At 44.3% G+C, this 22,946-nt stretch carries 17 protein-coding genes; 10 read left to right on the top strand and 7 right to left on the bottom strand.

What is annotated here, in order from left to right:
* Nucleotides 1-23: 23 nt before the first annotated feature.
* On the top strand, nucleotides 24-2,924 hold the full coding sequence (locus AB4232_RS01320; RefSeq protein WP_372085777.1) for an amylo-alpha-1,6-glucosidase: 2,901 nt from the start codon (nucleotides 24-26) through the stop codon (nucleotides 2,922-2,924).
* Between the two features lie 116 nt (nucleotides 2,925-3,040).
* Here AB4232_RS01320 and AB4232_RS01315 read toward each other — a convergent pair whose 3' ends face one another.
* The 3 genes from AB4232_RS01315 to AB4232_RS01305 all read right to left on the bottom strand — a co-directional run bounded on the left by AB4232_RS01315 (nucleotide 3,041) and on the right by AB4232_RS01305 (nucleotide 6,507).
* Nucleotides 3,041-3,868, bottom strand: coding sequence for an alpha/beta hydrolase (locus AB4232_RS01315; RefSeq protein WP_372085775.1), 828 nt, complete (start codon nucleotides 3,866-3,868; stop codon nucleotides 3,041-3,043).
* A gap of 275 nt (nucleotides 3,869-4,143) precedes the next feature.
* Nucleotides 4,144-5,025, bottom strand: a complete 882-nt coding sequence (locus tag AB4232_RS01310) for a MalM family protein (protein ID WP_122046148.1) — start codon at nucleotides 5,023-5,025, stop codon at nucleotides 4,144-4,146.
* 78 nt (nucleotides 5,026-5,103) lie between these two features.
* Nucleotides 5,104-6,507: a carbohydrate porin gene (locus AB4232_RS01305; RefSeq protein ID WP_012600159.1), complete on the bottom strand. Its 1,404-nt coding sequence runs from the start codon at nucleotides 6,505-6,507 to the stop codon at nucleotides 5,104-5,106.
* Nucleotides 6,508-6,939: 432 nt separating this feature from the next.
* On the opposite strand from AB4232_RS01305, the gene glgX reads away from it, so the two are divergent.
* The 3 genes from glgX (at nucleotide 6,940) to AB4232_RS01290 (ending at nucleotide 11,805) form a co-directional block, all read left to right on the top strand.
* Nucleotides 6,940-8,913 carry a glycogen debranching protein GlgX gene (gene glgX, locus AB4232_RS01300; RefSeq protein ID WP_372085771.1) on the top strand — a complete coding sequence of 658 codons (1,974 nt, stop codon included), beginning with the start codon at nucleotides 6,940-6,942 and terminating at the stop codon, nucleotides 8,911-8,913.
* Between the two features lie 252 nt (nucleotides 8,914-9,165).
* Nucleotides 9,166-10,908 carry a diguanylate cyclase domain-containing protein gene (locus AB4232_RS01295; protein WP_372085769.1) on the top strand — a complete coding sequence of 581 codons (1,743 nt, stop codon included), beginning with the start codon at nucleotides 9,166-9,168 and terminating at the stop codon, nucleotides 10,906-10,908.
* Nucleotides 10,909-11,061: 153 nt separating this feature from the next.
* A complete protein-coding gene (locus AB4232_RS01290; protein WP_372085767.1) occupies nucleotides 11,062-11,805 on the top strand; it encodes a tRNA (adenine(22)-N(1))-methyltransferase TrmK in 744 nt (247 codons plus the stop codon).
* 149 nt (nucleotides 11,806-11,954) lie between these two features.
* On the opposite strand, the gene AB4232_RS01285 is transcribed toward AB4232_RS01290, so the two are convergent.
* Entirely contained in the window at nucleotides 11,955-12,899 is a 945-nt protein-coding gene (locus AB4232_RS01285; protein WP_017100296.1) for an acyltransferase, read from the bottom strand.
* A gap of 341 nt (nucleotides 12,900-13,240) precedes the next feature.
* On the opposite strand from AB4232_RS01285, the gene AB4232_RS01280 reads away from it, so the two are divergent.
* The 3 genes from AB4232_RS01280 to AB4232_RS01270 all read left to right on the top strand — a co-directional run bounded on the left by AB4232_RS01280 (nucleotide 13,241) and on the right by AB4232_RS01270 (nucleotide 15,661).
* Nucleotides 13,241-14,044, top strand: coding sequence for a ferredoxin--NADP reductase (locus AB4232_RS01280; protein ID WP_371996184.1), 804 nt, complete (start codon nucleotides 13,241-13,243; stop codon nucleotides 14,042-14,044).
* Nucleotides 14,045-14,110: 66 nt separating this feature from the next.
* Nucleotides 14,111-14,443, top strand: a complete 333-nt coding sequence (locus tag AB4232_RS01275) for a DUF1971 domain-containing protein (protein ID WP_135381238.1) — start codon at nucleotides 14,111-14,113, stop codon at nucleotides 14,441-14,443.
* Nucleotides 14,444-14,668: 225 nt separating this feature from the next.
* Nucleotides 14,669-15,661: a 2-hydroxyacid dehydrogenase gene (locus AB4232_RS01270; RefSeq protein WP_012600151.1), complete on the top strand. Its 993-nt coding sequence runs from the start codon at nucleotides 14,669-14,671 to the stop codon at nucleotides 15,659-15,661.
* A 118-nt stretch (nucleotides 15,662-15,779) separates the two neighbouring features.
* Here the strand turns inward: AB4232_RS01270 and AB4232_RS01265 are convergent, their stop codons facing one another.
* The 3 genes from AB4232_RS01265 to AB4232_RS01255 form a co-directional block, all read right to left on the bottom strand.
* Nucleotides 15,780-16,652, bottom strand: coding sequence for a patatin family protein (locus tag AB4232_RS01265; protein WP_371707111.1), 873 nt, complete (start codon nucleotides 16,650-16,652; stop codon nucleotides 15,780-15,782).
* A gap of 230 nt (nucleotides 16,653-16,882) precedes the next feature.
* Nucleotides 16,883-18,334 carry a catalase gene (locus tag AB4232_RS01260; protein WP_017100300.1) on the bottom strand — a complete coding sequence of 484 codons (1,452 nt, stop codon included), beginning with the start codon at nucleotides 18,332-18,334 and terminating at the stop codon, nucleotides 16,883-16,885.
* 201 nt (nucleotides 18,335-18,535) lie between these two features.
* Entirely contained in the window at nucleotides 18,536-19,705 is a 1,170-nt protein-coding gene (locus AB4232_RS01255) for a glycerate kinase (protein WP_372085764.1), read from the bottom strand.
* A 427-nt stretch (nucleotides 19,706-20,132) separates the two neighbouring features.
* Between AB4232_RS01255 and yiaK the strand changes: the two genes are divergently transcribed.
* Genes yiaK through AB4232_RS01240 form a run of 3 tightly spaced genes read left to right on the top strand, consistent with a single transcriptional unit; the run spans nucleotide 20,133 to nucleotide 22,927 of the window.
* Nucleotides 20,133-21,134: a 3-dehydro-L-gulonate 2-dehydrogenase gene (yiaK, locus tag AB4232_RS01250; protein WP_372085762.1), complete on the top strand. Its 1,002-nt coding sequence runs from the start codon at nucleotides 20,133-20,135 to the stop codon at nucleotides 21,132-21,134.
* Between the two features lie 24 nt (nucleotides 21,135-21,158).
* Nucleotides 21,159-21,647, top strand: coding sequence for a TRAP transporter small permease (locus tag AB4232_RS01245; RefSeq protein WP_372030957.1), 489 nt, complete (start codon nucleotides 21,159-21,161; stop codon nucleotides 21,645-21,647).
* On the top strand, nucleotides 21,647-22,927 hold the full coding sequence (locus AB4232_RS01240; RefSeq protein ID WP_009845881.1) for a TRAP transporter large permease subunit: 1,281 nt from the start codon (nucleotides 21,647-21,649) through the stop codon (nucleotides 22,925-22,927). Before AB4232_RS01245 ends, AB4232_RS01240 begins: the two co-directional genes overlap by 1 nt.
* Nucleotides 22,928-22,946 lie beyond the last annotated feature (19 nt).

The following is a 22,946-nucleotide window of genomic DNA, read 5'->3' as shown; positions in this document are numbered from 1 at the left end:
TTTTATTAATATCCTATTGTCCTTTGGCACAGCGCATGCTGTGCCTTTTTTGTTTTGGAAATCAAGTCGCTATGCAAATCCCTACTCTTTACCTAAAAGGTACATTCAATGGTTGGGGGTTAGACACCCCATTGTTCAAAGAGCAAGACGGCTCCTATCGAGCAAACCTATGTTTATCTACCGACCTTTACCGCTTCAAAATTTCGGATTCAGATGGCACCACGCAATGGACACTTTCAGGGCATGAAAGTGTAGCCACTCTCTGTGAATTGGAACAAGCAATGCCGCTTATCAATACACAAGGTATTGGCAATGATCTGCTGCTCTCTCCCGCTGTCGCTGGTCAATACTCCTTGAAGGTGCAATTTGGCTCTTCGACGCCAACGATCACCGTAACCAAGGGGGAATACAATGATCTATCAACACCTCAACGTGAGCCTATTGATACTCACCTGATTGAGTCTGAGGTTGAGGTTGAGATAGAGATCGAGATCGAGGAGACGCTACCTCACTGGCAACACCCTGAATTTGCAATGCCACATGACCAACTGTTCCAAGAGCTCACCATCTCAGAGACACAGTCATTTCCGTTTGTGTTCGGGGATAATGTCGATGGTTACTATCATGGCGCAACCTATAGCTATGTAAACGGTGGCAAATATCGTCACCACCAAGGTTGGATACTGGGAACCTTCGCCAGCTATATCGACGGCAAGCTCAATAACAAGTTAGAGGCTAAGCGTGCCAGCCTGACGCCTTATGGTATTGAACATCATTATGAGAATAACCGAGAGTCCCTGAGCCTGATTCAAGGTTCCAGACTCGTATCGCTCACGGTGTCGTCAAACAAACCGAGCGCTTTAAGCTTAATTCCAGAACTCAACATACCGACCACTCACTCTAAAGTTCATACCTCAGACTCAAACATCGTCATAGAACTCAGCCCTCAAGTTTGCCCAGACGGCTGCCCAAGGTTTGTCGCCATCGCAAGCAATCATGCTGTACATGCACGAGAGATCTCGCTAGACGCTCACCCTGAACTTCGCGACCTAGTTCAGCTCTCAGAGAGCAATACAAAACTCATGCTCACGACGTCAGATAAACAAACTGAACTTGTCGTCTACCTCGGCTTTGCTGAAACTCTTGAAACCGCTAGCTCATTGGTTAATCAAGCGATCAAAAATAACGAACACGTTCTTCACCAACAGCGGATTTATGAGTTCTTAACCAATAATTATTTGTGGACCAACGACCTTGAATACAACCGAGCGGTCATGTGGTCGCGCCTTGCAAGCCGAACCTTTGTGAGTCATGAGTTCGGCACGGGCATATGGGCTGGATTGCCTTGGTTCAAGGACTGTTGGGGCCGTGACACCTTTATCGCTTTGTCGGGCACAAGCTTGGTTAATGGGCTGTTTAGTGAAGCAAAAGAGATCATTGAAAACTTTGCGTCCATGCAGATGCTCGACGAAAATTCCGCGAATTACGGGCGAATCCCGAATCGAGTGACGAGTAAAACGAACATCATTTATAACACCACCGATGGCACTCCTTGGATGATTCGTGAAGCCCTTGAGTACATCAACTACTCCGGCGATGTGGCGTTCGCTAAGGCCATTTATCCCACTCTCAAGCGTTTCATCACGGGTGTCGAAAAACATTACTTGAATGAAGATAGCTTGAATAAAGATGGCTTGAACGAAGATTATTCGAATAAAGATAGCCTGATGGCACATCGCCACCCTGATACGTGGATGGATGCAAAAATTAATGGGATGACACCTTGGTCTCCTCGCGGCCCTAAAGCCAATGACATCCAAGCTTTGTGGTTTGAAAGCTTAAACTGCGCTATTCAACTCGCTATTCTGGTGGGCGACTCTGAATCAGAAAAGAGCTGGACAATCCAAGCTGGAAAAGTGAAAGAGAGTTTCGCCACCAAGTTTTGGGATGATACAAACCATCGCCTAGCCGACCATTTATCGCAAGGTGATGTGCCTGATTATAGCGTGCGTCCGAATCAGTTGATGACGATTTCAATTCCTCAGAAAAGTCCGCTGAATCAGAATGAAAGAGAGCAATACATCGTCAAGAACGCGGTAGAAACGCTATTGTTCCCATGGGGGATCTGCTCCTTACAACAAGAGCATGTCGATTTTCATCCTTATCACGACAATCAAGCCATGTACCACAAGGACGCGGCTTATCACAACGGGACGATCTGGGGGTGGAATGCGGGCTTTACTATTACGGCGCTCAACAAGTTTAAGCAGCAAGAACTCAGTTACCAGCTATCCAAAAACTTGGCAAAACAAATCCTTACACAAGGCTGTAGAGGGACAATGAGTGAAAATTTGGATGCTTTCCAAGAAAGTGACCGCGACCTTGTAGAATCAGGGACGTTTGCTCAAGCCTGGTCTGTTTCAGAATACGCTCGTAACGCGCAACAGGACTATTTGGGGTATTGCCCACGCTTATTGGACAATCAAATACACCTAACACCAAATTTCCCAAGTTGTTGGAGCGAATTAGTGGCTTCGTTGCCTTTTGGTCAAGGAAACCAGTTACGACTGTCATTTGAATCTAAAAATGGGATTTCTCATTACAAGATTCAGTCAAATCTAGAAGATACGGTAAGTCCCGAAATCACATTGGTGCTTACGCTAGACATAAACCATGAGTCTGTTGCCGTAATCTCGACACCATTAACACAATCGTTGGAGATCATGATCGACAGTCACCAACAACAGGTCACGGTCAACGACAAACAAGCGCAGTTTGAGATTCAACCAAAGCCAAATAACGCCATCTTATGCGACTTACAATTTGCCAAGCCCGACTTTGCAAGGCAACACAACAGTTTGATGAGCAAGGACTACTTGTTGAACAAGCGCAATAAGCAAAAATTGTCAGCAGCCAAGGACTAGCTTTGCTGATACTAAGCCTATCGCTTTATAGACGTATAAAGTGATACGGCTATAAAGCGATAAAAAAGCAGGCCTAATACACCGTTTACGAAGACAAAACGGAGTTAGGCCTTCTTTTATTGTCTAAAAATAAAGTCGATGAAATCCGGGAATCGCAACGACCAAGCCAGTTCATTGTGTTGATGACCTTGCCCTTCTTGATAAAACAGCGTCACGTTCGGCTTTTGAGTGAGTAACGTGTTCATTGCCCTTGAACCGCTCAGGTAAACGTCAGCAAAATCTGCGCTTGCCTCTTCACGAGCTTCATTCGTTCCCATATCCATATATATTTTCGTTGGAGACAGAAAGCTAAACTCTTTCATATACTCGAAGTATGAGGATTTATTGAACCAAAATGCCGGAGAGAAAACCCCAAGCACGCCAAAGGTATTCTGATACAGTGAGCCACCATATAAGCTAATTAGCCCGCCCATTGAACTGCTAGCAAGGTACGTAAACTCTCGGTTCGGCTTTGTTCTGTATGTTTGGTCTATATAGGGCTTCAATGTATGACAGATAAACGCCATGTACTCGTCCCCTTCACCACCAAATTTAAGTAGCTCATCACCAACACCCAACTCTTTTATCTCTTGGTTAGCGCGCCAAGGCGAATACTCATTGTAACGCTCCATGCCATTAAGCTCATGACTGCTGTCGATGGCGACAACAATTACCCCGGATAACTTACCGAGCCTTTGCATCTCATCGAGTGTCGTTTGTGCGTCCCAACACATCCCATACGTCGCTGTAGACTTCTCAAAGACATTCTGCCCATCATGCATGTATAAGACAGGATAAGCGTGCTCTGTTTGGTGATACCCCGCAGGAAGGTAAATGCGGAGCGTTCGAGTTCGATTCAACTGTGGAATAAAGAACTCATCGATAATAATCAATTCAGATTGCATAACGACCTCTAAATTTGAAGTGTCTATAAATTCAGATATAAAAAACGCCCCTTTAAAGGAGCGTTCTATCTTTATTTCTATCTCTATCTCTATCTCTATCTCTATCTAAGCGACTAAGATACTGGGCTGCTAAACCATTAAGCCTACTAATCTATTAAGTTATTAAGTTATTAAGCTAACTAATAAGCTAACAAGCTAACAAGCTAACAAGCTAACAAGCTAACAAGCTAACAAGCTAACAAGCTAACAAGCTAATAAGCTAATAAGCTAATAAGCTATTTTGCGTTGACGGCTCGCACAAAAGCTTCTTGTGCACCTTCAACATTAAGCGCCTTCGCTTCATCTAACAAACCTAAAGCTTTCGGTATATCACCTGACTTCACCGCATTTTGTATAGCAGACAAGTAGAAGTCTTTTGTCTCTTGCTGCACACGTATCTGCGTGTCTGCTTTCTTCGGTACAACAGCTGTTGCAGTCGCTGCCATAGCGGCAGGGGCAGCAACGACTGGCGCTACGGCAGGTTTAGCACGGTAAGGGCGAAGTTTTAAAGTTTTAATTTCTAACTCTAAACGACCACCTAATTGATTGGTGTATACCGGATCGGTGACCATAGGCATCACCTCACCAAATTCTTTTGCTCGCACCTTTGCTGGGTGATCAACTTTCACCTTATTGCCAAGCTCATCAGCAGGCGTGTAGATAATAATATAAGGTGTCTTGCTCGCATCAATACGCAAGCGTTCAATGTAACTCGTGCGAGTAAAAGCGTCGGATGCCTGAACCTTAAAGTCTTCAAACTTCAATGTTTGCACTGGCTTAAAGTTTTCATCTAGAAGCATGGCTTCTGGAGCAAAAACTGAATCATCGATCATTAAGCTCGATAGCTTAACGACCATCTCCCCTGAGCGCTCGCTGAACTTGAACGCTGCAAAGTGGCTATTACCTGTTGTAAATGTACCGACAGGTGATCCCAAGTCGATATCAAACTTTAAATCTTCATTATCATTCAATTGTGCGTATGGGTACTGCGAAAAATCGCTGCAGCATACTTCTGCATTAGTGGGTGCATCGAGTTTAGTTTGAACCTGAGCATCGGAAGCACAACCGCTTAGCAAGGCACCTAGTACCACGGCTAACATAGAGCTTTTATTTGTCATTGTAATCTCTCTCACTATTGGTTGTTGTTGGGGGAAACGGAAAAAGGCAGCCAATGGCTGCCTTATACTTTAAACGGTTTAGAACCAAATTTCAGTGTGTACACCGAATACAAATTCGTCTTTACCGTTATCGATACCAATTTGTTTAGCACTTGCTTCATCATCAGCTTTAATGTAGCTAATGTAAGGCTTAACTTGTGGACGACCGAAGTAGTCAGAGTTCGCTGTAAATGCAGTTGCAATTTCTAGGTTAAGAATATCGCTCTCTACAGCATCACCAGTGCGATTCCAGTAACCTTCATCACCTTCTTCATGTGCATAAGAAGCCGTAGCTTCTAAGCGAATGTTGTCGTTCAGTTTGTAAGAAGGACGAGCAGCAACCATGTAACGAGTCAAACCGTCAGCACCAAACAATTGGTCAAGAGCTGTAAAGTACACTGCTTCCGTACCTAACTGCCATTTTTCAGAGATGTTAAGCACACCGTAAGAAGTCAAGAATAGTGATTCTTCTTTATCACCGCCACCAGACCAACCACCGAAGTTAACACCACGGTTTTTCATTACGCCAGAGCCGTAAGCAATTACGTTTTGAGTCCAACCGTCTAGGCCATAGTAACTTGTATTAAGCGTTACAGCTGCACCGATACCGTCTTCGTTCTCACCGCCATTGATGTTTTGCTGACCATATTTAAAGTCAAAGTCTAGGCTGCCGATACCCGCATCCACGCCGTAGTAGTACAAGTCAATAGAAGAGAGTGTCTGTCTTTCTTTTGCACCATCTTTCTTGACTTTACATTTACTAGGATCTGTCGATGTAGTGCCATCATCTTGTTTACAGTCAATCGCGTAAGAATCTGCAGAACCTGCATCAGGATCAGCCATTACATAAGCGATACCAGCAGTATGTCCTGCAAGCTTAGTTTGAATACCTGCACCAATACCAGATGATTGTTTCCAAAACTCACCAGATAAAAGACCTGCTGCACGGTTTAGGTAACGTTGACCACCCCAAATAGAAGTGTCTTCACCTAAAATGCCACCTAGCTCAACGAAAGCTTCTTTTACTTCGAACTGAGAATCATCATTCTTCTTTTGTCCGCCTTCAGAAGAATAAGCGTATGAGTTACCGTTACCATATTCAGTACGAAGAACGTAGTCGGCCCACACACCATTTTGGTACTCAGAGTGCTTCTTAATTACAAATTCAACTTGGTTAGTACTCTTACCGTGAGTACCCGCTGTTTTGTAATCTGGCTTACCGAATTCAGTGTCTACTGTTTTACCGTCGACAACACGAACGTTAGAAGACATGTAACCGTGAACTTCCCAGCCGTCAGTGATAACGTCAGTAGGGTTTTTCACCTCTACTTCCATTGAAGAGTCACCACTTGTTACATCAAGTGCAACGTCATTTTCTGCGAACGCTGAACCAGCGACAAGTGCAGAAGCCACTGCAGCAGCAATCAAACTTACTTTTTTCATTCTTAACTCCATTAAGGACGATTTATTTTAGGTTTTATATTTTTGCTCTCTTGCGACAACCAAAGGCAGTAATGGTGGGCGTAAGATAGAGAGGTTTAGGGTTTCCCCTGATTCGTTTCAACGGAGCCAATATTAAGAGGGGATGACAAGTTTGACTTCCTCCACCCCGAACTAAATTAAGGGGGATGAGAAGGGAGTAGAGTTTATACAGAATGGTATTTTAAAGGGTTGGATCACTTAATCTAGGAGGAGTAGACAGCACACAGATCTAATTATTCAGCATAAGTGAGATCTACTTCAAATATATAATTTGAACTTCATCGATGAATTATTTTTCAACAAAATTTATTCTATGAAGTTGCTTGACCTTAATGGGACAAAGCCTTTTACTAATAGTTCACTGATGTTGATAAACGAACAAGAAATCAAGCAATGACTAGAACGCTCGCTCGCCCTTATCCACTAGGCGCAACGCTAGGTAACACTGGCTGTAACTTCTCAATTTATTCCCCTGACTGTAAATCCCTTTCTCTCGCTCTTTTTGACGAGAACGATGAGTTCACCACTTATAAATTGGAAAATGAATACGCTGATATCAGATATGTATTTGTTGATGGTATTAAAGCGGGACAAAAATACGGTTTCATTGCTGAAACTGATAATGGCCCGATCTTACTTTCCGACCCTTACGCTAAAGCAATAAGCGAACCGCTCGATTACGCAACGCCATATACCAATGAAAAAAGCTTTTCGATGGCGAAGTGTCTCGTAGTTGATGACACGTTCGATTGGCAAGATGTCGAAAAGCCGCGTATTAGCCGCGAAGAGACCGTTCTTTTCGAAACCCATGTTAAAGGCCTATCTCAACTTCACCCAGAAGTCGCGACCAATACAAAAGGCCGTTATTTGGGGTTAGTTAGCCCCGAAATGCTTGCATTCTATAAACAGCAAAACATCAATTCTCTACAACTTTTACCTATTGCTGCATGTATGCATGAACCCCACCTATTGGATATGGGGAAAGTGAATTACTGGGGTTACAATCCATATTTGTTTATGGTGCCAGACCCACGCTACGCAGAGAAAGACGCCGTTAGTGAACTCAAAACCGCGATTCGAGAACTGCACCGCAACGGTATCGAAGTCATTCTCGATGTCGTCTACAACCACACAGCAGAAGGCGGTGAAGGCGGCACAACCTTCAACCTAAAAGCACTGGATAGTCGCTACTACATTAAGCATGGCTGTCATTACGCGAACTTCACCGGTTGTGGTAATACGGTCGACCTCACCCACCAACCAGCACTGAACTTAGTCATGGATACACTGCGCTACTGGGTTAGTGAGTTCCAAGTCGACGGCTTCCGTTTTGATTTGGCAGCAACACTAGGGCGCGAAGGCGATAACTACAATCCTGAGGCTGCTTTCTTCAAAGCCGTCGCCCAAGATCCGGCATTGAAAGAAACCAAGTTAATTGCAGAACCATGGGACATCGGGCCAAATGGCTACCAAGTTGGCAATTTTCCGTTGGGGTGGAATGAATGTAACGACAAACTGCGAGATATCACTCGTAGCTTCTGGCGTGGTGATCAAGGCTACTTGAAAGAGTTTGCGACTCGCTTAATGGGCTCTCGTGACATCTACAGTGCCGCACACTGGCCGTACAAATTAACCGTCAACTACATCACTTATCATGACGGTTTCACCATGCAAGATCTTGTTTCTTATAAACATAAACACAATGAAGAAAATGGTGAGAGCAACCGCGATGGACACGGTGATAATCGCTCTGAAAACTATGGTGTTGAAGGCAACACAGAAAACCTTTTGGTTATCGCAACACGCGAAAAGCAAAAGCGTAACTTCATGGCTAGCCTGTTATTTGCATTCGGTATTCCACATATTTTGACGGCCGATGTGTTATCTCATACTCAAAAGGGTAACAACAACGCGTACTGCCAAGACGGGGTCACCAGCTGGCTCAACTGGGAAGATTCCGAGCGTAAGACTTACTTCAAGGCTTGGTTATCTGAGATGATCTCCGCACGTCAGCAATACATGGTGCCGTTTATCAAAGCGTTCAGTGGCGATAAACGTAACTCTAACCGTATATTCTGGAGCCGTGTTGATGGCACACTCATGGAACATGATGATTGGAACCGTTTAAGCTCCGTAGCCTTGCATTTAGGCATCGGCAAAGATGGCGACGAGTTGATTTATCTGATCAACCAAACCAACGCTCCTGCTCGATTTTCTTTACCGAGTGACCGTCAGCAAGACTGGGTAACCATCTGTGATACCAACTTGCGAAACGTGAAACCGGGTCATGCCGAAGGTGAAATGCTGTTATCTCCCGTTTCAATGGCAATTTTGCACTATTCGCCAAACAAGACAGATTCGGTTTAGGTTAAAAGCCAAACCAGCTTAATAGAACACACGAAGCCATAGAAGCCAGTTATGTTTATGACTGGCTTTTTTATTAGCTGAACGTCACAAACTCAATTTTTTATATGGAACATTTTGCATTGATGTGATTACGAAAACTGTTTAGTATGGCCGTACTATAAAAATGAATCTATAACGTCTTTTGATATCATGGCTTTACCTAAAACATTAATTCGGCTTTTTAAACCATACATTATTTTATTAACTGGAGGGATGCTCTATCTTGCTGCAGCTCAACTTGAAAAAGTAGAAACGACGGCAAAAGAACAATCACTATCAAATATTCGTATCGCAAGTTCCATCATCAATTCCAACATCGAAGCCACATTCGGCAAACTCTATTTTTTGGAAACCAGTTTAAGCTTATCTACATCAGGCCCAGCCGGTGAACAAAAATTCAGGGACATCAGTGACAATATTCTTAAGAGAACACCTAACTTCTCCGATATTGTTCAATACCAGCCTCAATCCCAACAATATATTTCAACTCGTGGCCTGCCTCTTTCCAATGAGCAGATCGATGCCATCCAGTGGAATCCAATAGATAGTGTTGTAGAAGGTTTTTACATCTCTTCTATCTATCAAAAGCCCGATGGTCGTTGGGTTTTCGCGATCAAACACACGACGGAACAGTTGAACAAAGAAATATGGATTGAGTTTGACCTTTTGCATACCACACAAGGCCTGAGAGACTTAAAGACATTAGACCGTGGCTATGTATTTGTGGTTGATAGAGCAACCGAACGATTGGTTTTCCATCCTGATCCGAAACGCATTGGCTCCAAATCCATCAGCTATCATGCAGGCATCAGCCACCAGCTCTCGCAAGGTGAGACCGTCGGCCAACACGAATACTACTATCAAGATAATTTCAAAATAACGGTATTTGATGCTGACAACAGCTTAAACTGGGTATTCGTCTCGGGCACTGATCGCCACGACATACTCACCAGCTCACACCAATTTACGCTAACTGGCGTGGTACTCGGGTCACTGCTTCTATTATGGATTGGCGCACACTACCTGGCTCACCGCTTGAACATGTCGTTATCTCAACTGAATAAAGTTGATGATCTCGCCAGCTTTAAACGAGAGTTAAAAGCCATATTCAATAGCTTTACCTATCAAAAAGGCATTCAATTCTGCCTTTATCAAGCAGAGAGCCATTCATTCAGTACTATCGATTATCATGGAAACAAATCAACGCTACATACTGACAAAGCCCTTGCTGAGCGATTTGCTCCCGAGACCATGGCTTATCGAAGCAGCAAATACGCAGATCCATTGGCACGTAAACTCAAAATACTCCAACGCCACTACTGTATCCCTTTGCACTCTCGTAACCAGCTAATCGCGGTGATTTACGTCAATGCGCCCTTGCCGATCAGTCAAAGTATTTTACGTATGATCAAAGATTACACGGAAGTCTCGTTGTCTAACTTACTGCTCCACCATCAATTGAGCAGTAAAGATCTCATGACTCAGTTAGACAACAAAAGTAGTTTTAACATCGCGATCGACAACTACGCATGCGAACCCGATACCTATGTAGCTCTGCTCGATATCGATAACTTTGACCACGTAAATCGAGCTTACGGTGAAGCGATTGGCGACAAGATGATAAAGCTCGCCGCAGAAGCGATGCGTTCTTACTTCCCTAAGCCAAAAGGGCTTTGCCTTGCTCGAGTTGGGGATAAGGAGTTCGCCGTTTTATTCAAAGCGAATGATGCGAAGGATGCCAAGCACCAATTGGAACAATGTCGAGTCAGCATCGCCGAGAAAACCATAGTCACTCCGGATATCACATTGTCACTCAGTATCAGCGTCGGGTTTTCGCAAATAGACGGCGAAACAGACTCTACTTTAGCCCTTGCGGAACAAGCAAAGCTTATCGCACTACAACTTGGAAAGAATCGAGTAGAAGGTCACATTAGAGGCGTAGCCAAAGCGTCGTAGACATTAGCTAACACGCTCGTATCACACCGATTGGTACGATACCGATAACAAAAAAGCACCTAGGATTAATCCCCTAGGTGCTTTTGTTTTTATGGAAAGTCATTACAATGCGCGTTCGATACAACAATACCCTTTTTTAACGATACGAGCCTTATGAAGCTAAGTAACCGACTGCAAACTCTCCACTCCCTTGTCAGTAATGACTACCAACATATTTGGGACTGTTGTTGTGATCACGGCTTCTTGGGTGTTCAACTATTATCTGACCACAAAGCACCGCAGATTCATTTTGTCGATATCGTCCCTTCTCTGATGAATGAACTAGAAGGCAAACTAACTCGTTACTTTCCCCAAGGTGAAACCGCAAAACAAAAGGTTACCAGCCAATGGCAAGTCTACTGCTTGGATGTCGCAGCGATTCCATTGGAAAAGCACACAGGCAGACATCTGGTCATTATTGCGGGTGTGGGAGGCGATCTAACACAAAAGCTCGTCGACGATATTCATTGCAAGCATCCAGACAAAGCGATCGATTTTTTGCTTTGCCCGGTTCATCAGCAGTTCGAGCTAAGAAATCATTTAAAGGCGCTCAATTTCGGCCTAATTGATGAAGTGTTAATTGAAGAGAACCGTCGTTACTACGAGATTTTATTGGTCAGCAATAACCAAGGTGAAAGCGACAAAAATCTAGATGATAACGGCAATAACCAAACGGTAACTGAGATATCAAACGTCGGCGACAAGATCTGGACTCCGAACTGTGAACAACAGAAGCAAGTATCACAGCAATACAAAGCCAAAACATTGCAGCACTACTTGCGCATCCATCAAGGACAAGAGAAGCAAGGCAAAACCAGTCAGGTTAAGCACATCATTGAAGCTTACCAAGCGATTTAACTTCCTCACTCTTTGACCATCCTTGTTTTAGCGCTTTAAAACATAGTGAGCACTGACTGCACTGTTTGAGTAGACAAAGCCCAATCAATAGAAAAGCCGACAGTTCAATGAACTATCGGCTTTTTTGATGCTATCGATTTGGTATGAGCTTACTGTTCTTGTTTCTTATAAGCCACATCAGGTTCATCAGTCGTTTCAACCTCACAGGGCGTATCAACCCCATAAACCGTATCAAGATAGTCGTCTTTCTCTTTCCACGTACTATTCAACCAACTGTGGAAACGACGTTTAAACGCTTTATCTTCAAAATAATTGCCGTTCACGTTCTCATCCATTGGGTGCAGTTTAATACGCACCACCACCTTGGTCATTTTACCCTTCAGCATGTCTTCAAATGGAGAAGCCTGATTTTCTGGATAAGCCAAAGTGACATCTACAATACCATCCAAGATTGGGCCCATTGCCGATAGAGCAAACGCCACACCACCTGTTTTCGGTTTAAGTAGATGTCGATAAGGTGTTTTCGCTGTCGCCAGTTTCTCGTGGTTTGCACGAGTCCCTTCCACAAAATTAACCAAGGTTGTCGGTGCCCATTTGAACTTAGTACATGCCTTATTAATTGCATCAAAGTCATCATTGCGACGCTCAGGGTTACGAATCAAAAACTCACGTGAGTGACGTCTCATGAAAGGCATATCCAAGCCCCAACAAGCCAAACCAACAAAAGGAACGTACAGCAATTCATGCTTAAGGAAGAACTTAGTCATTGGCATCTTGTCTTTCAAGATCGAAGACAAGATCACGATATCCGCCCAACTGAGGTGATTCGACATCATCAAGTACCATTGCTTAGTCGAGATGTCTTCCCCGCCCTCAACTTGCCACTCGATATCGTTATTCACATTCAACATCCAAAGATTGAGCGAAGCCCAACACCAAAATGTGAAATTCGCTAAACGAGTACATGACTTTTGAACAATAGAGATTGGAAGAATCAGTTTGATGAGGCCAAAGAAGCTCACGGTAAACGCAGTCATTGCGGTATTGATAGTCACGAACAATACGTTCAAGGCCATACGAAGATTATCAAGCATAAAACACGGCTATATTGAGATCGAAAGCCGCCATTATACTCATCTATAAAATATTCTCTTTAGTTATTGGTGAATACATTAAGGGTCAAACCACGGAACTAATTTTGGTCTGTGCCCATAGGGCAACTCATCGTTCTTAATCACAAGGAATCACATCAAAAAACAACAAAGATGTCATTTAGACACAGCGGTACAAAGTCTATTTGACATCATTCAAGTTAATTTTTACCTAACAACCAGTATTGATAAGCATTCTCACTAATGGCATGGTACATGCAACTCCAAAGTGTAAATAGTTGAGTATCCTTAATGAGATAACTTCTCTAAGTAAAGGTGATGATATGACAGATATTCCTCATGGTTTGGTAACTGGCAAAGTCTTACATAAAACACAATGGACAGATCAGCTGTTCTCACTGCAAGTCAGTGCGCCAATCTCGCCCTATCAAGCGGGACAGTTCACGAAACTTGGTTTACTTAACAACGAGGAGGAACTTGTCAGACGTGCTTATTCCATGGTGAATGCGCCAGAGCACGAACAAGGTCATCAACATCTGGAATTTTTGATTATTAAGGATCAGAACGGGCAGCTTTCACCTCAACTTCATGAGTTGAAGGTAGGCGATGACATATTTGTAGGCAAAGACCCAAGCGGCTTTATGACGCTAAATGAGATTCCAGAGATCGCCGAGGATCTATGGATGCTTTCAACCGGAACCGCCGTTGGGCCTTTTATCTCAATGCTCGAAAGCATGCAGATACAACAGCAAAACGGCTCTGAATCTGAAAAAATCACCTCGTTCAAAAACCTTGTACTGGTTCATGCCGTAAGAACAGAGCAAGACCTGACTTATCGAGACCGTATCGCTCAACTCGTTAATCACTTCCAAGGGAAACTACAATATGTGCCAATTATTTCTAGAGAATCAGTCACCGGAACTTTGCGCGGACGAATCCCAAGCTTGTTACTTGGAGGCGACCTTGAGCAAACCACGTCTGTCGCTTTCAATCAAACCCGCAGTTTTTTCTACCTTTGTGGCAATCCGCAAATGGTTCGCGACACAAGTGAAGCACTAACCAGCTTAGGTTTCGAGAAGCACTTACGCCGAAAACCCGGCCAATTCAGCAGTGAAAACTACTGGTAATCACAGTCACCAATTCCATCAAAGCTAAAGCTTATATTCAAAATACAGACAGATAAGAGGTTTTATATGAGTCATTTACGTATTCCGTCACACTGGAAAATTCAACGTTCAACGCCATTTTTCACCAAAGACAACATACCGGCTGCGCTTCTCAATCATCACAATACCGCTGAAGGCGTGTTCGGCCAGATTTGTGTAATGGAAGGCACGGTCACCTTCTACGGTTTTGCCGATGCGGAAGCGGCAGAACCAGAAAGTGTTATCACAATCGAAGCTGGGCAATTTGCCACAAGCCCACCTCAATATTGGCATCGAGTAGAGCTGAGTGACGACGCGCAATTCAACATTAACTTCTGGTCAGAAAAAGAGACCAAGAAGATGTTCAACACCCGAAAGTAAGATCCATTCAATATTGATGAACTTATAAGCAAGCTACTTCGTAGTGTGATTTCCGATGTTCAAAAAGTGAAGACAACAGACCAAATAACCATAGTAATTACAATGACTAATGGTGATAGACAAGAGAAAAAAACTCTAGCACACTGAAGAGAGTTATTAGTTTTAGCCCAATTTTAGATTAATAAAACAGACGGGTTATTTATATTTTAGGTAAGAGAGGAAGCCATGCTCAACATTGCTTTTTTTAGCTCAAAATCATACGACGAAAAATCATTTGAACTTGCAAAAGGCGAACTCAACGCCGAGTTCCATTTTCATGATTTTCGACTCACTACAACAACAGCAAAAATGGCGCACGACAACGAAGTGGTTTGTGCGTTTGTAAACGACGACCTATCGCGAGACGTGCTAGAGATTCTAGCGAAAGGCGGCACTAAGCTGATTGCGATGCGCTGTGCAGGTTTTGATAAAGTTGACCTAGACGCAGCCAAAGAGTTTGGTCTGCAAGTGGTTCGCGTTCCTGCTTATTCACCAGAATCGGTAGCAGAACACACGGTCGGCATGATGATGTGTTTGAACCGTAAACTACACAAAGCATACCAACGTACTCGTGATGCGAACTTCTCTCTTGAGGGTTTGGTTGGCTTTAACTTCCACGGTAAAACTGTTGGTGTGATCGGCTCTGGCAAAATTGGGCTAGCAACCATGCGTATTCTGAAAGGTTTAGGCATGAACATCCTATGCTACGACCCGTACCCGAACCCATTGGCAAAAGAACTGGGCGCTAAATACGTTGAGCTCGACGAGCTTTACCAAGAATCTGACGTGATTTCTCTGCATTGCCCAATGAGCAAAGAGAACTACCACCTGTTGGATGCAACGGCATTTGAGAAAATGAAAGATGGCGTGATGATCGTCAACACCAGCCGTGGTGAACTACTGGATTCAACCGCAGCAATCGAAGCGTTGAAACAAAGCAAGATTGGCGCGCTTGGCCTTGATGTCTACGACAACGAGAAAGAGTTGTTCTTCCAAGACAAATCTAACGATGTGATTGTGGATGACGTATTCCGTCGCTTATCTGCTTGTCACAACGTATTGTTCACAGGTCACCAAGCCTTCCTGACTAAAGATGCTCTGTTCAACATTGCCAATACAACGCTCACCAGTGTTGATGCCTTTTTTACAGGTAACACCAGCGGCAACGAACTGGTTTAACAACAACTTGAGTTAATAGCAGACTGAGTTAGTAATAGACTCAATCTAGAAATAGAAAGCCACGCTAGTCCTAAGTGAACAGCGTGGCTTCTCGTTTATCCCGCATTCAAAAACAGTTCTAAACGCAGAAATGACAATCTTCGGTATCTAAGCCATAGACACCGTTTCTAATGGCAAGGTGCTCTTCCCCTGCTTTCACACCCATCTCATAACCTGCATTCAAGACCGTTTGATCCATTGTCAAACGCTTCACTGCAAACGCTTCTGGTGGCGCAATCACCTTGATGGTCGCATCTTTTGGAGGGTTACGAATGAACTCCAAAGACTGGTTATAGTTTTCGGCACGCACCGCCATCGACTCTGCAATATTCGGGAATTTCTTTAGCAGCTTTTTCAGCATCCACTGATACTTCTGCGGCTTCATTCGGTAGCTTAATGGGTGAGAAAGAATCACGGTAATGTCTCGTGCACCACGACGATAGGCTTCGCGAACCGGAATAGAGTCGGCTACACCACCATCGGTATAGCAACCACCAGAGAAGCACGGTGTTTCACGGTAAGCGATAGGTAACGCGGTGGTTGCTTCAACCACGTTAGAAAGGTTTTCAGGCTTGATATGATAGTAATCGGCACTGCCAGTATCGACGTTAGTTACAGCAGCAATTAAAGGAACACTTGAGAACAGCTGACCGCAATCGAGTGGGTAACGTTGGTTAGATTCATCCCACAGCCACTTAACGTCGACCAAGTTACCACCCTTGGCAAAACGAGTCGGGTTGAAGAAGGTTTTATCGGTCGCCATAGTAGTAATCACGTTGTAACTACGCTTCGGAGCTTGAGATAAGTAACCAACAAGGTTCGACACACCCGCAGATACGCCAATAGCAAAATCATAAGGACGGAAATCGTCTTGCATAAAAGCGTCCAATACTCCTGCTGCGAAGATGCCTCTCATTGCCCCACCTTCAACGATTAATGCGCTCTTACTCATCTCAAACTCTTCTACTTTATAAACTGATTGCCGTAGGATAATCCGTTACCCTAACTAAATATAATGGGATGAGTTTATTAATTTGATAGGCAAAAACTATCAATAGAAATGGTGCTAATTTTCAAGTAATTGGTACGACTTACATGACTCACCTAATACACAGCATGATCAAAAAAGGCCGTTGAGTGATTCACTCAACGGCCTTTCATTTAACTAATCAAACTTATTGATTACGACTTAAATTCGCTTACATCGATTTCAAGTAGCTTACCAATGCCTTCTCCGTAAGCAGGGTCGGCTTTGTAACAGTGTCTTAAGTGACGCAGCTGAATCTCTTTAGGCACGCCGCCTAGGTTACGAGCAGTGTTATCAAACAGAATCGCTTGTTTCTCTGGCGTCATCAGGCGGAACAAGTCACCCGGTTGCGAGAAGTAATCTTCATCTTCGCGGTGATCCCAATGCGCTGCAGCACCATCTAGGTTCAATGCTGGCTCTGCAAAGTCTGGCTGCTCTGCCCATTGGCCTTCGTTGTTTGGCTCATAGCCAAGTGTGCTACCAAAGTTACCATCAACACGCATCGCACCATCACGGTGGTAGCTGTGGACAGGGCAACGAGGTGCGTTTACTGGGATATGCTGATGGTTAACACCCAAACGGTAGCGCTGTGCATCACCGTAAGCAAACAGACGGCCTTGTAACATCTTGTCTGGTGAGAAGCTGATACCCGGAACCACGTTTGCCGGGTTGAATGCAGACTGCTCAACTTCAGCGAAGAAGTTTTGTGGGTTACGGTTCAATTCAAACTCACCCACCTCAATTAATGGGTAATCTGCGTGTGGCCAGATCTTAGTCAGATCGAACGGGTTGTATGGCACTTTCGCTGCGTCCGCTTCTGGCATCACTTGAACTTTCAGTGTCCATTTAGGGAAGTCTTGATTATCAATGCTGTCTAGCAGATCACGTTGATGACTTTCGCGGTCATCGCCGATCACTTGTGCCGCTTCTGCATCAGACAAGTTCTTAATACCTTGCTGAGATTTGAAGTGGAACTTAACCCAGAAACGTTCGTTGTCTGCATTAATAAAGCTGAATGTATGGCTACCAAAACCATGCATATGACGGTAAGTCGCAGGAATACCACGGTCACTCATTACGATGGTGATTTGGTGAAGCGCTTCAGGTAGAGAGGTCCAGAAATCCCAGTTGTTTTTCGCACTGCGCATGTTGGTGCGCGGGTCACGCTTAACCGCATGGTTTAGATCTGGGAACTTGAGAGGATCACGAAGGAAGAATACTGGCGTGTTGTTACCCACCATGTCCCAGTTACCTTCTTCAGTATAAAACTTCAATGCAAAGCCACGGATATCACGCTCAGCATCGGCAGCGCCACGCTCACCGGCAACCGTTGTAAAACGTGCAAACAGGTCGGTCTTTTTGCCTATTTCAGAAAACAGTTTTGCCTTGGTGTATTTGGTAATGTCATGCGTAACAGTAAATGTACCGTAAGCGCCTGAACCTTTCGCGTGCATACGACGCTCTGGAATGACTTCGCGGTCAAAATGCGCCATCTTTTCTAAAAACCAAACATCTTGAAGAAGTTGAGGACCGCGCTTACCCGCAGTTTGAACATTCTGGTTATGAGCAACAGGACAACCCGCAGCTGTAGTTAGTTTTTTACTCATGATCTATTCCTTAAGGTCCAAAGGTGCAGCAATAGTGAGTGCACCTTGATATTTATACTGGCTTCCTTTCAAAAGCCCCTAAAATATTATGGATATAGAATAGACCTCTAATGGTATAAAATATAATCGTTTCTATTTATCGTTGCTATCTATAAAACCTATCGAACCATGATGTTAAGTAACCAATTGTCAAACCTCACTTTATTTCAAGATCGCATGGCCTACTTTCAGAGTCGCAGCGATATTTCTCGCCGTTCTGGTAAGGTTTAGTTCGGCTTCTAGCAGAACTTGGTCAAGTGACTGAGGAGAACGAACCGTACCAAACAAGCTGTTCATTTCACCATAAAGTGCTTCTACTTCTGTTCCCAGTGAGCCAGCAATGCCTATGATCGGAATGCCTTGTAAGCTCGCTCGTTTAGCAATACCATAAGGCGTTTTCCCTTGCAGAGTTTGGTTGTCCATCTGCCCTTCGCCAGTAATCACCAAGTCGGCACCTTTCAATAGATCATCAGCTTGCAAAACATCGAGCACCATCTCAATGCCGGGTTTAATTTGGATATTGAATAACAAACCAAGCCCCATCGGCGTGCCACCAGCTGCGCCATAACCCACGCGCTTGTAAACAGGCTCATCGCCACCGGCATAACCTTGCGTTTCTGCAACTTGAGCAAAATTCTCAAGCGCCTTATCAAGCATTAAGACTTGTTCAGGTGTCCCTCCTTTTTGCGGACCAAATATATAGCTGGCACCGTTATCACCACACAATGGATTATCCACATCGCACGCCACAATCAACTCAATATCGGAGCAACGAGAATCGACGCCTGTAAGATCAATTGAAGCCAAATCCGCTAGCACAGCGCCACCTCGGCTGAGCTCTTGCCCTGCACGATCAAGCAATGTACCACCTAACGCTTGTACAATGCCTGCACCACCATCATTGGTCGCACTGCCACCCAATCCAAGAATGATGGTTTGAGCACCCTGCTCTATCGCTTCTAATATCAGCTGTCCGGTACCAAAAGAAGAAGCAACCAAAGGATCGCGCTGTTCTGGTGTCAGCAAGTCTAAACCAGACGCAGCAGCTATCTCTATCAAAGCCGTTCTCTTGGAGCTCTGAACTGACGGTTCTAACATCGCCCATTCAGCACTAATCAATGTTCCCAATGGCCCTTGAACTTTATTTGTTCGCTTTTGTCCGGCTAAACCTTGTAGCAATACATCTACCGTACCTTCGCCACCATCGGCCAGAGGTAAAGTCACATAGTCAGCGTCAGGAAAGATTTCACGAAAGCCCTTTTCAATACACGCCGCCACCGATACCGCCGATAAAGATTCTTTAAACGAGTCTGGTGCAATAACAATTTTCATAGAAGCTGGCTCCAATACTTCACAAATATCTACCAAGCAATAGTACAAAAACAACAAAACCACTATATAGAAGACGGGTCAACTGTGCGTACTTCCCTCTCCGAATTTGACCAACACCTCAGATTTCACCGCCACTATTTTATATTCAGTAAAGTTACGGTTGGTTAATAACCCATCTTTTGACAAGTTTAATCCCGCCAAATTGTCGAATTTCACCTCAATTAGTCGTAGAAACCAGATCCTGAACACGCTTTTTGTTTCGCATTGCGGAATCTTTAAATCTTTTTGTTCCACTTTTTAACCAGTTAACAGTTATTAGAGAAAAACTTAATAAGGAAATATTTCGTAACTTTGCTCACAGAATTTTTTCGGAATAAAAACAATAATTGATTCCGTATTATGGAATTCAAATTATCGGAGAACACAGATGCCTTTAGTATCAACAGAAAAACTACAACAAGAATACGAACGAATCCTTTTAGCTCGCGACATGAAGCCAGAGATGGCAACCAAGCTTGCGGCTGGTTTTGTTGAGATGGCAAACGAAGGCACTTACTCACATGGCATCAACCGTTTTCCAGTATTCATTGACCAAGTAGATAAAAGTCAAATCAAACTCAATGCGGAACCAGAATGCGTTAACAGCATGGGTGCACTCGAGCAATGGGATTGTAACTACGGTCCTGGCGTTCTTAACGGTCTTATCTGTGCAGAACGTGCCATGGAATTGGCTCGTGACTACGGCATTGGCATGGTCGGTATGCGTAATTCTAACCACTGGATGCGTGGCGGTGCTTACGTATTGAAAATGGCTCGCGAAGGTTTTGCAGGAATTGCATCAACCAACTCAATCGCAGTGATGCCAGCATGGGGTGGTAAAGATCACCGTGTTGGTTCAAACCCTCTCATCATGGCGGTTGCGGGCGATCCACCGGTGGTTGTTGACTGTTCAATGAGCCAATTTTCTTACGGCCAACTACAAAACTTCGTGCTTGCTGACAAAGAACTACCTGTTGTTGGTGGCTTTGACAACGAAGGTGAACTCACTAAAGACCCGCATGTACTGTGGGAAAACAAACGCCTACTTCCAATGGGTTTCTGGAAAGGTTCATCAATGGCAATCGTACTTGACATGATGCTAACGGCAATCACTGGCGGCCACTCAGTACCAGCGCTGACTGAAGATATGGGTGGTGAGTTTGGTGTATCTCAATTCCTTATCGCTATCGACTTAAGCAAGACAATGGATCAAAGCACTTACGCACAAGAGATGAAGCGCATCCGCGATTACGTGCTTGAGTCAGAGCCTGCAGAAACGGGTTCAGTGATGATTGCTGGTTCTGAAATTGAAAACTTCATTAAGAAACACGAAGCAGCTGGCGGCATTGAAATTAACGATGGAATTTGGGAACAAATTACGTCTCTGTAATTAGCCAAAGGTAGGGAAAGCGTTATGCAAAGTGTATTAAAGAGTATTTGGAAAAGTATCGATGTCATCATGGCGGTCATTCTGACCTGTATGGTTGTGCTCGTATTTACTAACGTAGTTTTACGTTATGGCTTTTCTTCTGGTCTTCGTCCCTCTGTAGAACTATCTCGCCTTGGTCTTGTATGGGTTGTCATGCTCGGTGCCGCCGTTGTGCTGCGCCGAGGTGAACACCTCGCTGTTGCAGAGTTTTCTGAACGACTCTTCCCAAAAGCAGTACCCGTACTAAGACGTATCTGCTGGGTAATAGTACTGATTTCTGTCGGCATGCTTTACGTCGGTTCATACCGTCAAATGATGTCTAACTGGTCAGATATTTCTCAGCTTACAGGGCTTCCTTCAGCATTATTTTACTTAGCCGGTGTGGTGTCAGGTTTGTTAATGGGCGTGATTGCCTTTATGCGAATCTTCAAGCCCGACTGGCAGCTAGATAGCTTAGATGAGGAGAAAGAATAATGACGTTAGCCATTTTCTTATCGGTATTGATTGTCTCAATCTTACTTGGTCTTCCTGTTGCGTTTGCACTGTTATTGTCTTCAATGGCGCTGATGCTTCACATGGACTTCTTTAGTGCAGACATTCTTGCGCAGTCTTTAATTAATGGTGTCGACAGCTTCACTCTGCTTGCCATTCCATTCTTCCTCATTGCGGGTGAAGTAATGGCATCGGGTGGTTTGTCGCAGCGTATTGTTCGCCTAGCAACCACTTACGTGGGACACCGTCAAGGTGGCTTAGGTTACGTTGCAATCATGACTTCGGTACTGCTTGCTGGTCTCTCTGGCTCAGCTGTAGCTGATGCAGCAGCCTTGGTCAGTATTCTTTACCCAATGATGAAAGCCGCGAAATACCCAGAAGCACCTTCAATGGGCTTACTTGCTTCAGGCGGTATCATCGCACCCGTTATTCCACCTTCAATCCCTCTGATCCTTGTAGGTGTTGCTGGCGGTATCTCGATCAAAAACCTGTTCCTAGGCGGCATCGTTCCTGGCCTGTTAATGGGTATGACATTGATGTTTGTGTGGCGCTGGACGGTTCGTAAAGAAAACTTAGAAACGTCTGAACGTGCAACAAAGGCTGAAAAACGCGCGGCACTTAAAGATGGCGTATGGGCATTGATGTTACCAGTCATCATCATTGTCGGTATTCGCTTTGGTATTTTTACACCGACAGAAGCCGCTGTAGTCGCCGCCACTTACGCTATTTTCATCTCAACGTTTGTTTATAAAGAACTCACTATTAAGAAGTTCTACCACATCGTACTCAACGCAGGTCGCTCGACCGCAATGGTTATGTTCTTGGTGGGTTGTGCAATGGTTGCAGCGTGGTTAATTACTGTTGCTCAGCTTCCTCAACAACTCGCAGAAATGTTAGGTCCACTGGTGGATAGCCCACGCCTATTAATGGCAGTAATTATGTTGCTCGTACTTTGTGTCGGCATGGTTATGGACTTGAGCCCAACGATTCTAATCCTTGTACCCCTTTTAATGCCTGTCATCAAGATGGCTGGGATTGACCCAACGTACTTCGGCCTACTGTTCGTTATCAACTGTTCAATTGGCTTGATTACGCCTCCTGTAGGCACCGTACTAAACGTAGTGTGTGGTGTAGCGAGAGTACCAATGTCGACTGCAGTGAAAGGTGTATTGCCCTTCATCGCGGCTTACATGGCTCTGCTCACACTGTTTGTCATCTTCCCAAGCATTATCACTGTGCCAATGTCGTTTGTCATTGGTTAATCCTCGACGGAGAAAATAA

The organism is Vibrio sp. 10N.286.46.A8 (genome assembly GCF_041470165.1).
In the GTDB taxonomy this organism is placed as follows: domain Bacteria; phylum Pseudomonadota; class Gammaproteobacteria; order Enterobacterales; family Vibrionaceae; genus Vibrio; species Vibrio tasmaniensis_A.
This window is presented reverse-complemented; position numbering and strand designations above follow the sequence as displayed.